Source organism: Shewanella hanedai (assembly GCF_007197645.1).
GTDB classification, from domain to species: domain Bacteria; phylum Pseudomonadota; class Gammaproteobacteria; order Enterobacterales; family Shewanellaceae; genus Shewanella; species Shewanella hanedai.
In genome coordinates this window covers 51525-65355 of record NZ_VKGK01000016.1, presented here as the reverse complement: position 1 = coordinate 65355, position 13831 = coordinate 51525, and the positions used below count along the sequence as shown (strand labels likewise).

11 protein-coding genes are annotated in these 13831 nt (G+C 44.0%); 8 read left to right on the top strand and 3 right to left on the bottom strand.

The annotated features are described in order from the left end of the window. Nucleotides 1–86 precede the first annotated feature (86 nt). A complete protein-coding gene (locus tag FN961_RS13860) occupies nt 87–2240 on the top strand; it encodes an MGH1-like glycoside hydrolase domain-containing protein (RefSeq protein ID WP_144040771.1) in 2154 nt (717 codons plus the stop codon). Nucleotides 2241–2649: 409 nt separating this feature from the next. Then, nucleotides 2650–5544, top strand: a complete 2895-nt coding sequence (locus tag FN961_RS13855) for an immune inhibitor A domain-containing protein (RefSeq protein ID WP_144040770.1) — start codon at nt 2650–2652, stop codon at nt 5542–5544. Between the two features lie 331 nt (nt 5545–5875). Here the strand turns inward: FN961_RS13855 and FN961_RS13850 are convergent, their stop codons facing one another. Beyond that, entirely contained in the window at nt 5876–6439 is a 564-nt protein-coding gene (locus FN961_RS13850) for a chorismate--pyruvate lyase family protein (protein WP_144040769.1), read from the bottom strand. A gap of 194 nt (nt 6440–6633) precedes the next feature. Between FN961_RS13850 and FN961_RS13845 the strand changes: the two genes are divergently transcribed. The 6 genes from FN961_RS13845 to FN961_RS13820 all read left to right on the top strand — a co-directional run bounded on the left by FN961_RS13845 (nt 6634) and on the right by FN961_RS13820 (nt 11347). Next, nucleotides 6634–7041 (top strand): flagellar basal body-associated protein FliL, encoded by a 408-nt coding sequence (locus FN961_RS13845; RefSeq protein WP_229814705.1) that lies wholly within the window; start codon nt 6634–6636, stop codon nt 7039–7041. Nucleotides 7042–7134: 93 nt separating this feature from the next. Further along, a complete protein-coding gene (gene rlmF, locus FN961_RS13840) occupies nt 7135–8286 on the top strand; it encodes a 23S rRNA (adenine(1618)-N(6))-methyltransferase RlmF (protein WP_144040830.1) in 1152 nt (383 codons plus the stop codon). Between the two features lie 189 nt (nt 8287–8475). Then, nucleotides 8476–8901: a GNAT family N-acetyltransferase gene (locus tag FN961_RS13835; protein WP_144040767.1), complete on the top strand. Its 426-nt coding sequence runs from the start codon at nt 8476–8478 to the stop codon at nt 8899–8901. A 197-nt stretch (nt 8902–9098) separates the two neighbouring features. Next, a complete protein-coding gene (locus tag FN961_RS13830; protein WP_144040766.1) occupies nt 9099–9461 on the top strand; it encodes a hypothetical protein in 363 nt (120 codons plus the stop codon). Between the two features lie 411 nt (nt 9462–9872). Beyond that, the gene (locus FN961_RS13825) at nt 9873–10556 is read left to right on the top strand and encodes a pirin family protein (RefSeq protein ID WP_144040765.1); all 684 of its coding nucleotides are present in this window, start codon (nt 9873–9875) and stop codon (nt 10554–10556) included. A 143-nt stretch (nt 10557–10699) separates the two neighbouring features. Beyond that, nucleotides 10700–11347: a hypothetical protein gene (locus FN961_RS13820; protein ID WP_144040764.1), complete on the top strand. Its 648-nt coding sequence runs from the start codon at nt 10700–10702 to the stop codon at nt 11345–11347. Nucleotides 11348–11709: 362 nt separating this feature from the next. On the opposite strand, the gene FN961_RS13815 is transcribed toward FN961_RS13820, so the two are convergent. Together FN961_RS13815 and FN961_RS13810 are read right to left on the bottom strand one after the other, a co-directional pair. Then, nucleotides 11710–12615: a helix-turn-helix transcriptional regulator gene (locus tag FN961_RS13815; protein WP_144040763.1), complete on the bottom strand. Its 906-nt coding sequence runs from the start codon at nt 12613–12615 to the stop codon at nt 11710–11712. Between the two features lie 44 nt (nt 12616–12659). Next, nucleotides 12660–13517, bottom strand: coding sequence for a formate dehydrogenase accessory sulfurtransferase FdhD (locus FN961_RS13810; protein ID WP_144040762.1), 858 nt, complete (start codon nt 13515–13517; stop codon nt 12660–12662). Nucleotides 13518–13831 lie beyond the last annotated feature (314 nt).

The window sequence follows — 13831 nt, the reverse complement described above, 5'->3', positions numbered from 1 at the left end:
AATCAATTACCTTTCGTTGCTGTACTTGCATCAAAACTGACTTATCGACATAATCTGGATATTGTATTCAATTGTGTGTGGTTTCGATGCTATCTTGCTTGCTCCTGTGTGTTTCATCTCTATCGTCGCTTGATTCCGTCGACTACCGTGATCTGCTTTCCTATCAAGGTACGCCGACTTCGATGGAGGAGAGAGATAAGCGGGGCAATTTAAAAATCCCTTCAACCTATGTCGATAAAGGGGCTTGGCACGGTTTCTACCTACCAGACAGTGTCGAGCAATATGCGGGGTTTACAGGCCCTATGATTATTGCCCAAGAGTACACATTAGATTTTAGCGACAACCTGCAAAAACTGATTATCGAGAACGTGGACAGTGGCGAGATGCTGTCGCTAACGACAGCTGAGCGCATTGAGCGATACAGTCGTCCCGATGGGTTGGTGCAGCAGTTTCATTGGCCTGAGTATTCCCTCGAACTTAAGCTTAGTTACAGTGATGATCGCACCTCAGTATTCACCACTCGACTCGTCAATCACACGCAAACGCCTCAGCATTGGCGTTTAACTTGGTCGGGAAAGCCATTTACTCACCATCTTAAACTTCCTCAGCATGCATTAATTCGTGAGTTGGAAACATGGAAGCAGGGAGTGAGATGGAAACTCAACCCCATTATGAATACGTGGCAGATGCAGTTAGCCGATGCCGAGTTTGAGCTGTGGTTTGACCGAGATATGAAGATAGAAGCGCTTGAGGGTAATGGCTACCGAGCGACGACTTCCACACTTAGCGTGGCGGCGAAGAGCCAGCTTTCCGTGTTGAGTGCCCAGCGATATTTTCATACTCATAAAGAGGGCATTCAACATAAAGCAGTAAATTGGACTCAAGTTGACACTGCTTTAGCCAGTAATCAACAGATATGGCAGCAGCGGCTGGATAGGCTTATCTCGTCAGGTGATCTGGCATATCAACGTATGGCCGTTAAAAGCATGCTGACCTTGATACACAACTGGCGCAGTCCCGCCGGTGCGTTACTGCGAGATGTGGTGACGCCCTCAGTAACCTATAAATGGTTCAACGGTGTGTGGGCATGGGATAGTTGGAAGCAAGCGGTAGCCCTTGCCTATTTTGATGCTGAATTGGCTAAATCTAATGTGTTGGCGATGTTTGATTATCAGTTTACCGCTAAAGACAGTGTCCGACCTCAGGATGAGGGCAACTTGCCCGACGCTATTTTTTATAATAAAGACAACGCGCGAGGCGGAGAGGGAGGCAATTGGAATGAACGTAATGGTAAGCCTCCTCTAGCGACATGGGCTGTATGGGCGATTTATCAGCAAAGTCAGGATACCGCTTTTGTTGAGCTGCTCTACCCTAAGTTAGTTGCCTACCATAACTGGTGGTACCGCAACCGAGATCATAATGGCAATGGTTTAGCGGAGTATGGCGCGAACGTGCATCCGGCACATATTAAAGAAGGCAAACCTGATCGCGCCGCTATTATCGAAGCGGCGGCTTGGGAGTCTGGTATGGATAATGCTCCCAGATTCGATGATGACGGTTCCGTTTTAGTGCTTGAAAACCGCAATAGTGAAGGGTTGCTATTAGGCTATTCCCTCTCTCAGGAGTCCGTTGATCTGAATGCTTACTTGTTTGCAGAGAAAGTGTTGCTGGCTAAAATGTCAGCCGTTCTCGGCCGCAGTGAAGACAGTATCGTTTGGTCTACTCAGGCCGAACAGCTCAAGCTTAAGATCCAGACAGAGATGTTCGATGCTCAAAGTGGCTTCTTTTATGATGTTAGGTTTGATGACACTGGCCGAGAGATGATGACTGAAGCGGGTAAAGGGGTTGAAGGTTGGATCCCATTATGGGCGGGTGTCGCCTCACAAGCCCAAGCCAATACATTGGTCGAACAGCATCTTACCCCCAAGGCATTTGCCACTAAAATCCCCTTTCCGACAGTGAGTGCCGATAGCCCGCACTTTCAGGCTCAGCGCTATTGGCGCGGTCCAGTATGGTTAGATCAAGCACTATTTGGACTGCAAGGTCTGCAACGTTATGGCTTTAATACTGAGGCCGAGCTGCTTGCCAGTAAACTTGTTAATAATGGTGAAGGTATTTTAGGAATGGAGCCTATTCGGGAAAACTATGATCCCATTACAGGCCAAGGTTTACATTGTAACAACTTCAGCTGGTCAGCCTCTGTTTTACTGATAATTTATAAGACTTGGTTAGATAAATAGCACTTTTCGACCAAGATATTTGTGATATCCCTTTCTCCAATTAGCCGTGCATACGGTATGTGTGGCTAATTCTTCACCTCTTAGTAGCTTAGGTTGCACTAATGATCTCTAATGGTTATTTGTTAGCTCTTTCTTCTGTTGTTTAGGTTTAAATGCTGATATTGTTTTGATATCGAATTGTTATTGAAAGGCTGTTTTTTTGATGTTGAAAACGATTTTAGTCAAATCAGTTTTAACATTGCGGCTTACATTTTTAGCTGAATTTGCTTGGTATCGACTTCCGTAACCTGTCGATAAGTGAATTAGGTCTAAGCTTAACAATATGGGCTACTTCAATAGGCAGAGAGTTGGATTTACATCTCTCACTTAAATGACGTTTAGCCTGATAAATCGGAAGGAAATAGTGGCTATGGAACGAAATAAAAATAGCGGGGCGCTTTCAAGTATTTGCCTCTCAGTCATCCTCTCTTTTATGAGCCCAGGATTAGTGGCTAAACCGATTGAGACATCAAAAGCGACGTTGGCAGATGCCGGAGTCATCAACAAAGATCAGATTTTATATTGGTTGATTAAACGCGGTGAGGTTTCGTCTGATGCCACAGACGAAGAGAAGCTAGCGGCGGTTAATGCCTACTCGCATCGGGTTAATGGGGTCCAGAACAAAGGGGATCTACTCAGTGCTAAGTTTGAGCAGAAAAGATTAAAAGAAGCCAGTCTGCGTCAGAGTAAGAGAAACAAATCGGGTTTGAGCGCTTCAGCGCGTAAATCAGAAGCTCAGGCCAATAGCGAAGTGACTAAAACAGTCAAAGTGTTAGGCGTGTTGATCGACTTTCCGGATCTCCCCCACGATAACAATCGCCTTTCAGCCAGTGATACCCCCATGTATTACCCAAATTACCCCACTGCTCATTATCAGAACATGATGTTCTCAACCACTGGATTTACTGGGCCACAGCAGCAAAACCTGTTAACCGGGTATCAATATTATCAAGCGGTATCAGGTGAAAGCTTTTTCTTTACCGGTAATGTAAAAGGTTGGTTTACTGCTGCCAATAATGCTGCTTTCTATGGTGGGAATGACAGTACAGATAACGACAATGACAAAGCGGTGCCTGAGCTCGTTAAAGAGGCTGTGACTCAAGCCGTCGCTGGTATGTCTGCGTCTGAGCTGGCGAGTTATGATGTGGAAGATCCTTTTGATGCCGATGGTGATGGTAATCTTGATGAGCCCGATGGTGACATCGATCATGTGATGCTGTTTCATTCCAGCATCGGCGAAGAAGCTGGCGGTGGCGTACTCGGTAACGAAGGTAAAGATGCGATTTGGTCACATAGATTCTTTGTCTACACAGGTAACGAACCTGGGTATACCATTCCAGGTACAGGCAAAAAAGTCTTTGGTTATACCGTTCAACCTATTGATGCTGCTGCAGGCGTAGTGGTGCATGAGTTTGGCCATGATCTTGGCTTGCCTGATGAATATGATACGACAAATGAAGGTGATGGTTCCCCTGTAGCGTCTTGGTCTGTCATGGCCGGAGGTAGCTGGACAGGCGCGATACCTGGCACAGTGCCATCAGGCTTTAGTCCCTATGCCCGCTCTTATTTGCAGGATAAATTCAAAGGACGTTGGATTAATGAACAAGAGGTGTTACTGACAAGCATTGGCAAATCTGGTTTGGACGTGATTATTAATGAGGCGGTTAATCATTCTCTGGTTAATCAGATATCTATTCCATTGCCTTCGGCAACGATTCCTTTTAAGCAGCCCTATGCCGGAGAGTATCAGTACTATTCTGGTCAAGGGCATTTGCTCAATAATGCTCTGTCATTTGAAGTGGATCTTCCAAGTTCGACACCGTTAACGTTAACAATGAAGGCTCATTGGAATATCGAAATTGATTATGACTATGCCCAAGTTATGGTTGATGGTGTGGTGATCTCAGGGGATTACACCAAAGCGAGCAATACCGTTAACTCTGCTCGAGAGATTATCACTGGAAATTCGGGCAGCATTTCGGGCTCCGAGGGGACAAATAATTGGGTTGATCTTGAATATAACTTGAGTGCTTATGCGGGGAGAGATAATGCTCAAATCAGTATTATTTATAAAACGGATCAGGCTGAGGGCAATTATGGTTTCGTGTTTGATGACCTGCAAATAACCAATGGTGCTACGGTGGTTCATAGCGACAATGCTGAAACGGCAAACACCATGGTGCTTAACGGTTTTTCACGTATTAATGATGAACGCCCAGGGGCTGCTAGCCGTTATGTCGTTCAACTGAGAAGCCACAATGGCGTAGATGCGGGTCTTGATAGTCATACTTATGAGCCTGGTGTGCTGATGTGGCTCGAAAACCTTGGCTATTCTGATAATAATTCTAGTACTCATGCTGGTGCAGGTTTGATTGGTGTCATTGATGCCGATCAGAACTTTATCGGTGAGAAGGGTAATCGTGACTCTGCAACGAGCAGCCAAGTGCGTGACGCCACTTTTAGTATGTTTAATCAATCCAGCTATAACGGAGACAGTCACCTGTCATCTATTTCAATGTTTGATGACAGCCAAGATTACAGTGCACCAACTCAGCCTCAATCGGGCATTATCTTGCCTGAACTCGGTTTGACCATGGAAGTCGTGGCTCAGAGTAGTGACTCATCTAATGCAACAGTGAGGTTTAACTATGGTGGCTCGACAACAGGGCCTCCAACATCAGATCTCACATCCAGTATTAGTATCAGTCAGCAAGTGGCTGGAACCGTCACCTTTACTGCGACAGTAACAGGTGGTGATGGTAACTATTCATACCTGTGGAACTTTGGTGATAATGGTGCCACCAGTGCAGAGACAACGCCGACTTATGTGTATAAAGCATCAGGAACCTATCAAGTAAAACTCACGGTGACCGATGGTTCAGGAGCGAGTGTTGAGAAGGCGGGTACTGTGACGGTTTCTCTACCTATCCCTCCAGTTGCTGGCTTTACGTCGACCGCTGATGACCTTAAGGTGACGTTTACAAATACCACTACAGGTGGTGAAGGCGCTATGACTTACTTATGGAACTTTGGTGACGGGCAGACAAGCACTGCGCTGTCTCCAAGCCATACTTATGCTGCGGCAGGTACTTATACGGTGAAGTTGACGGTCACTGATAGTTTAAACGTGGTCAGTAGCAAGAGTAGTTCCCTTAGTGTGGCTGATACTGTGCCTCTTGTGGCATCAAATGGTATTGGTGGTGGTAGCCTTGGTTGGTTGACGCTATGCCTGCTGGGATTACTAGGATTTAGAAGGGGGAATTAACGTAAATTTTATTGGACTTGAATACTAAAAACGCCCTAAATGGGCGTTTTTTGATTAGCGGGTATTATACCAATTACATTAAGTATCTGTTCATTCAGCGAGAATTCAAAGCGCTGAAGGCAAGGCGGATGATTGAAGCTAATAGTTATTCTATATCTAAATCATTCAACACAGCATCCAGGGCTTTGAAACCCGCCCTACGGGAGGCTCTCAAACATTCCACTTCTGCTTTGCATTGACTTACAAGGGAATAGCCATTCTTTCGTCAATGCGCCTTGAATTGAAAAGTTTGAGCGCCTCTGAATTGATAACATATTTAATGTAATTGGTATTACATCTCTTCTATTAATCTACGTGCAGCGGGCAAGAAAGTTTCGCTGACGATAAGCTCCTCGCCGTTATAGGAGAAGTAACGACGTCGTCCCCATAACTCTTGTTCGACGTTCTGTTTAAGCGATGTCATTAAGTTAGCCAGCTTATGGCAAGGCGTAAAGTGAGCGATTTCTATTTTTCCCGGCGAGAATTCATCACTGGAAAACAATAGCTCACCTAAAGGTCTGGTTCCTAAGGTTAGAAAATCAGATTCTTTTTGCTGTAGTAGGCTGCCAGGGATTAACGTTCGGGCAAAAACCCAAGGGATCCCATCGAGGCAAAGCAATACTTCGCGTGCCCAGGCCTGGCTTTGAGAGGGGAACTCACCGTTAAAAGGGGCTAAGTTGCCTTCACCAAGTACAACAACTTCAAATTCAACGCAGTGTGAACGCAACTTTTGAGTTAAACTTTCATTAGACATTAACCAGTTTGTTAAGGGTGACTTGGGAAGTTGGTCAATTTTATCTGGCGAAAGCCACTGAATTGATTCACCATACGGGAAGCTTAACTTAGTTACACTCATTTAATTCTCGGTACAATCCTGACTTGCAAACTGGTGCAGTCTAGCATGTAATTAGTATAAGTCTGAAAGACCCGCGAGCACAGGTATTTGATGAATTGCATACAATGCTCTGTATAAATACGCTTGAAATGGAAAATTTCGATATGACAAAATGTGACAATTACACTCTATTCATAAAAAGACTCGCTTCTTTAATGTTCATTGTTTCGATCAGTATTTTTAGCCTAGGTGCTAATGCTGAAGACGAGGCGCCTGAGGAGCAAGAAGATCAGACGTTGGCTGAGTATGCTTATTATGGTTTCGAGCCTGAAATTGTGACTAACTATCTTGCCAGTGGAAGAAAGTTAGGCTTTGTTAGGATTAGTGTTGAATTGATGGTAAAAGACCCAGCAGATCTTGTGGCTATTGAGCATCATGATCCCCTGTTACGTGCCGCGATTATCGAGATACTAGGTAGTCAAACTTCCGATAAAGTTAAATCACTCACTGGGCGTGAAGAGATCCGCCGAGAGTGCTATGAGGCGCTTAACCGACTTATTGAGCGGGAAACAGGCAAGCCATTGATTGTTAACATGCTCTTTACTAAGTACCTTTATGATTAGCCACGGGTTAATGTACAAGTACTGTTAATTCCCTTCCTATCTATTGCCGTTAGCCCTTAGGTTAACGGCATAATGTCAGTTATATTAAATATCATGATAAAGTCAAGCTCTAAACCAAGTCGAAATCCGCGTGCTAAGCAAGACAGATCCCCTAAGAAGAGAACAGACAGAAATAGTGCTGGTACTAATAAGGGGAAGGCTCAGGAAACTCGTGCAGTTAATACTCAAAAGCCGGGTTTGCATTCACGCAACTTGCACCGCAATGGTTATGATTTCGACAAACTGGTAGAGGTAAGTCCTGCACTCACGCCCTACGTGAGACCTAATCCTTACGGTAATCTTTCTATCGATTTTGCTGATCCTCTGGCGGTAAAAGCCCTTAACTCAGCGTTGTTGAAACTTGATTATCAGATAGACGCTTGGGACATTCCTCAAGGTTTTCTGTGCCCGCCTATTCCCGGCAGAGTCGATTATCTTCATTATATTGCCGACCTCTTGATTGGAATTGAAGCGGCTGATAATAGTAATCAAGGTGATGACTCCATATCTACGGGTACCTTTGACGCTAAGTTTAACAAGCTGAAAATTAAAGCATTAGATATCGGTACTGGGGCGAATGGTATCTATCCGCTCTTAGGTATTCAGGTCTATGGTTGGCGTTTTGTGGCAAGTGATGTTGACCCTTTATCATTAGCTAACGTCAATACTATTGTTGAAGCTAATGCTTGTTTGCAGGGGAAGCTAGAAACTCGATTGCAAACCGATCATCAAAAAGTCTTTCACGGGATCATCCAAGCCGACGACAGATTCGATATTACTCTGTGTAATCCGCCTTTCCATTCATCGTTGGCTGAGGCGAGTGAAGGTACTCAGCGCAAAGTGAAAAACTTAGCTGCGAATAGAGTTGCGAAAGGACATAAAGCACAAGAGGTGCCGCTCGTTAAGAAAGGCGCTGAGCTTAACTTCGGTGGCCAGAAAGCTGAACTCTGGTGTGAGGGGGGCGAAAAACGCTTTCTTACGGATATGATCCGCGAGAGCAAAGATTTTTCGACTCAATGTTTGTGGTTTACCAGTTTAGTGTCGAAGAAAGAGAACCTTCAACCCTCTTACGCAGCGCTTGAAAAAGCGGGTGCTGTTACGGTTAAGACTATCGATATGGCCCAAGGCAATAAGCTCACTCGTGTGTTGGCCTGGAGCTTTTTAACTCCGTCACAAAGAGGATTATGGGCAAAATACAGGGGCTAAATATAAAGGTTAAGCGTCTGAGTTCATTTGGTTCTTATATAAACTTTCATGGTTACACTTCATCTCATTAATTATAAAGAGTGAGTTCTTCACTCTTTAAATTAATCGTTGCAAATTTCTATTGTTATGAGCGTGTAACAAGTTATGCTGGTGCTTTAGAATTACTTGTGGCTTTTGGGAGAGAGGTTGATGCGAAGGTATAGGATTAGTACCGAGTTAAGTGAGATGGATATCGATGTTATTCATGCGTTTATCTCGAAAAGTTATTGGGCTAAAGATATTCCTAAACCTGTGTTGCAAAAAGCGCTAGCTCATTCGCTTTGTTTTGGTGTATTTACTAGTGGCAATCAACAAGTCGGATTTGGCCGTTTAATCACCGACAGGGCGACTTACGCCTATCTTGCGGATGTGTTTATTGTCGATGAATATAGAGGTCTAGGCCTAAGTAAAGCATTGATGACCAACATTGTTTCCCATCCGGATCTGCAAGGCTTGAGACGCATGGTGTTGTCGACACGTGATGCCCATGGGTTGTATGAGCAATTTGGTTTTACTCAGGTGCCGAATCCCGAGGCGTTGATGCAAGTTTGGAAGCCAAATGTGTATCAGGAATGATTGAAGAGATCGGCGTTTTAGGCTCTTATCGACATTAGGTTTCAAAGTGTAGCAAACCACTAGAGAGATATTGGTTTGGATGATCTAACTGTTAATTGGCTCTGTATCCTTATGTATCCTGACATTGGCGCCGAATGTTGGATAATAATTCTGAAAGACGATATGTTAATTCTTTGTTCTAAAACATAGAGAGTAATATGTATAAAAATCTTTCATTAGCGATAACCATCGTTCTTTCATTTTTAATGAGTTCATGTGCAATAGCGACTCCTGAGTTAAGCTGCCGTGACTTATCAGAGCTTGCTAACGACTTAGATGAGCTTCAGGCGGAGTTTGATTTTGGCTCGCAAATTCGTGAAGGCAGCGCAGAGGATATGATGCTGGGCGAAGTCGTGAGTGTCGTCGGTATGATTTCGGAAATGGAGGGTGATCGTTCACTAAGAAGAGCTGCAAGAGGCTTAGAAAATGCTTATATCAATATGGATGACGGCGCATTCTCATATAATCTTGGACAGATCGTCGACATCATTGACCGTATAAACATCAGAGATTGTTATTGAGCTAAGTTCGAAAACTATTCTGACTTTTACATATTGAATCTTATTCATTGTAGGCTTAGTGTGTATCTGTTCCCTTATTTATAGGGTCTAGCGTATAGGGATATTTAAGGTTGTAGTGGCAGGATGCCATTGAGTCCCCCTAATCTTCTCGCCTGAAGAGCTTCACATCCTGAGCCCATAATTCCTAAGCTTTAGCCTATAGTTTACTCGCTCTTATTACATTGCTATCAGCTCCAGAACAAGACTTGAATTAAGCTGCCATCCTATATGTATGGACCATTATTATTGTTCTCACTTTCGGAACAATAACTTTCGATTTATCCTGTTTATCTCCTTTTTACGACAAGTTAATCTAGTTTATCAGCAAAGCTTCATTGGATAGCTTTTGTATTGAACGAAGAGGCTCAAGTCATGGAAAAATTATCAAAAATTGATCTTAGAGAAGGCGGTTTTGCAGGCTTAAAAGAGCATCGTTTTGTGATGGACAGTCGTGTGTTTGGTTCGGGTAAGGAGCCACAAACGTGGGATGGTATGGGTCATTTTGTCTACCTAGCTGATGCGAGATTTATGCCGAAAGGGCAGACCATGATGCATGGTCACAGAGAGGTCGATGTGATTTCTGTCATGGTCAAGGGGCGGATAGATCACAAAGGCTCCCTAGAGCATGGTCAGTCTATACAGGCCAAACAGGTACAAGTGCAACGCGCTGGCGGTGAAGGTTTCTCTCATAATGAGATTAACCCTGACAGTATCGAGAATCAGATGATTCAATTGTGGGTCATGCCCGAGCGTTTAGGTGAACCTGCAGGTTATCAACTGTATTCCCCTAATCATGGTGAACTCACCCCTGTTTATGGCGGTGCAGAGCAAAGCTTCGATAGTCGAACTCAGATAAGCGTTGCCAATCTCAACGCAGGAAATGAGATCACTTTGCCAAGCTCAGCCCTTATCTATGTCAGTGACGGCAGCGTCACGCTGGCGAATGAGACTGTCTCAGCGGGGACGCTAGTGCGAAGTTCAGTAGCTCAGCTTGATGCTAAGTTGACAGCTATTGAGGCATCACAGGTGATAGTGATAAGTCTGTTAGATAGCTAGTTGTATTATCTACTTTAGCCAAGGTACAGATAATGCCGATGAAGTGGCGAAGATAGATAACAGATCTTGAATATAAGGAGTTAATGATTAACTATAGGTGATAATTAACCTTGTACAAAGGCTTAGATATTTTGAGAATCTTTATGGATGATTCTTCTCGTGGAATACATGTTGATCAATATATTCATGGGCTTCTAGATGCAATTCAAAGAAATACCCTATATATAATCTCAATATTATTGCTAATGGTAGCGACTGCGATAACCAAAGTTCCTTTGGTTATCGCTAGCGTTAAAATACCAAGTGACCTTATATTCTATGTGGCATTTATTGCTGTTTTTTTAGGTTATTGGAATTTAGCGAGACTATCTTTAAAAATAGATCAAGCCTTTGATAAGCTGAAGGCAACAGGAAAGCAACTTCCAGAAGAAACATTGTACCTTCATCCATGGTTGTTAAGTCCTTTCCAGAACCTCCACACAAGATCCCCCCGTTTTCTAGAGTGCATTCCTATAGCATTAGTGCCAAGTTCGGCTGCAGTAATAGCTAAATATTTGATTAGAATTTTTAATGAAAGTAGTGCATTAGAGATGTGGGCGAGTGCCATGCCTTATTTTGCTATGGTAAGTATAATTTGGTTTCTTTGTGGCCTAATAGCTCTTTTTAGCATGATGTTTATTATGAATTTTAGCTATGTCATCGGATCAATTGGAGGAGATCGCTGGCGGTTTCTGGAGCTGACAATAGCGATATTTTTGATGTTCTCTCTGGTAGATGAACTCTGGCTATAAGTTTTTAATTGTTTGGTTTAGAAGTTTCAAGCTTGTGGATTGTCCCTATAACATTTTTCTGTATTTCCACCATTCATGGCAGTCGAGGTGTTTGCGGCATCTCGCTGAAGTAGCTGCACATTCAGCGAGCCGTAGGCTATAGGTATAAATGAAGGTCTGAGTACCGAGCATCTAACAAGTATCAACAAAGATAAAAGCTTGATCTTATCAGCTCATAAATCTCGTAAAAGTATCTGTGCATAAGATTGCTTCAAGCAATTGATAACCATAAGACCATGGTTATCAATCAAACTTGCTAAGTACCAATAACCCCAGACTCAACAATAAACGTTACTTAAGCAGATTGTTAACCGACAATCCCCCTAATTTGGATTCCAAAGCAACTGACCGCAATCCGTCAGGTCATAACCGCCCAAAGTGGCGGCTAATTGGCGAGTCTGCGTACTGCCGAGCATATCAAAAAGGTGCTGTAACTGACGACGGAAGTAGATCCCCTGTGGCATCACGAAATCAAAGGATTCGGTGACCAAGGGAATAAAGCTGAGGCCGCTTTCCATGGCAACGGATTGGCAACCAAAACCAATGTCTGCATCACCTCGAGCCACAAAGGCGGCGAGTTCGCGTTCGCTGTAAGCGGTGACATTGGCATTAAGGTGGGTGAGAGCCGCGCCTTGCTTCATTAACCAATGCTCCAGGTGTTGCTGACTACCCGCTCCAGCTTGTCTAGCAACCCAGCGCCAAGGGAGGGAGACGATTTTATCTTCCTCCTGACATTGGTGCAGCATGTCACTGCGCATCATTAACCCTTGTTTGCGGGTATAGCCGTGTACCATGACCCACTGTTGATGGTTGGGGTAGCTTTTAAGCAGCGCGGGGTGGCGCACATTACGTTCGTCGACGCTGCCCCAGTGCAGGGTGCAGACATCGGCATAACCGCGGGACAATAAGTCCAACCCCATGCGTGAACCTGTTGAGCTGTAGCTGACCAGATCGCTTTTGCCTATCTGGGTCATCAAGCGTGACACTAACATGGAGAGTAAAGGGTCGTCGCTGCCAGTAATGTGCATGCGATCGGATAGCATGCCACTGTGACATGAATCCATGATCCAACGGTCGATGAGAATCTTAGGAAACAACCATTTGCCAGTGATTTTTGTCGCTGGCAATACTCGGTCATTGGCCATTGAGTAGACTTTCTTTTCATTAAGATCTAGGTATTCGGCAACCTGTTTGGCACTCATATAGATGAGCTCACTTGGCTCGGTCATCTTGGTTTCCTAGTCACATCACGCTGATTTAGTGTTTGGTTCATTTAAACGTTTTCAACCTTTCTATTAGGACGTTTAGGGGGAATTGCATCGAATTCAATGTTCTCGGCGCCGTGATAAATCAGGAAATGTTTGCCTTTAGCACGGGCGATCATGGTAATGCCCAATTTCTGAGCAAGTTCAAGCCCCATCTGGGTTGCACCGCTTCTGGATAGCACGACAGGTATCCCCATTTTGGCAATTTTTATTACCATCTCTGAGGTCAAACGCCCCGTAGTGTAAAACATTTTGTTGTGGCCAACATCTTGCTTTAACCACATTTCACCGGCGAGAGTATCGACTGCATTATGGCGGCCAACATCTTCGACGAAACCAACAATTTTGTCGTCCTGACAGAGGCCGCAACCATGTACTGCACCTGCATTTTTGTAAGTTTCATTGTAGGCGCTGATGTTGTTAAGCAAGCTGTAAATCATGCTTTGTTTTAGGTGAGGTTGGGGGAGGTTTATCTCATCGAGCCCATCCATGAAGCCGCCATATACAGTGCCTTGACCGCAACCTGTGGTGACGGTTTTTTCTGAGAGCTTCTTTTCTATATCAGCGGTGACTTCTGTAGTAATGACAGCAGCAGAGCTAACATCCCAATCGATAATCACAGATTCCAACTGCTTAAGATCCGAGATAAATCCCTGATTCTTTAAATAACCTAAAGCAAGTGCCTCAGCTCTAGCACCTAATGTCATCAGCGTTACAATAGGACGCCAGTTTAGATAAACCGTTAGGGGACGCTCGCAAGCGATGTGTTTTTCAACTTGCTCACCATGTTCATCGATGGCACTCACAGAGATCGTTAACGGGACTTCTGCATTGGTTTTTATCAAGCTAGGTTTATGCTGGCTCAAGGCTAGAGACTCATGATTAGACTATGGACGATAACAGCATAGCAATTTTTGTTCCTAGGTTTAGATTCCTTAGTTGAATGCGTGATCTTTCGCATTTTCTGTTTTTGGAACGGGGAAAATAGCCCTTTTATGTCCTAACCACAAAGAGTAGTTGGACAAAATGTCCTATTTATAATGTGGAATTAATGATCCAGCTCAAATAACAGTAACATTCGGGGTGGCACATATATTGCTTGGTATGGTTGAAGTGTGGTGAAAGCGCGTAAATACTCGTTATTTAGCTGGCTGGTCTTATGTGATGATTCGCTAGCTAC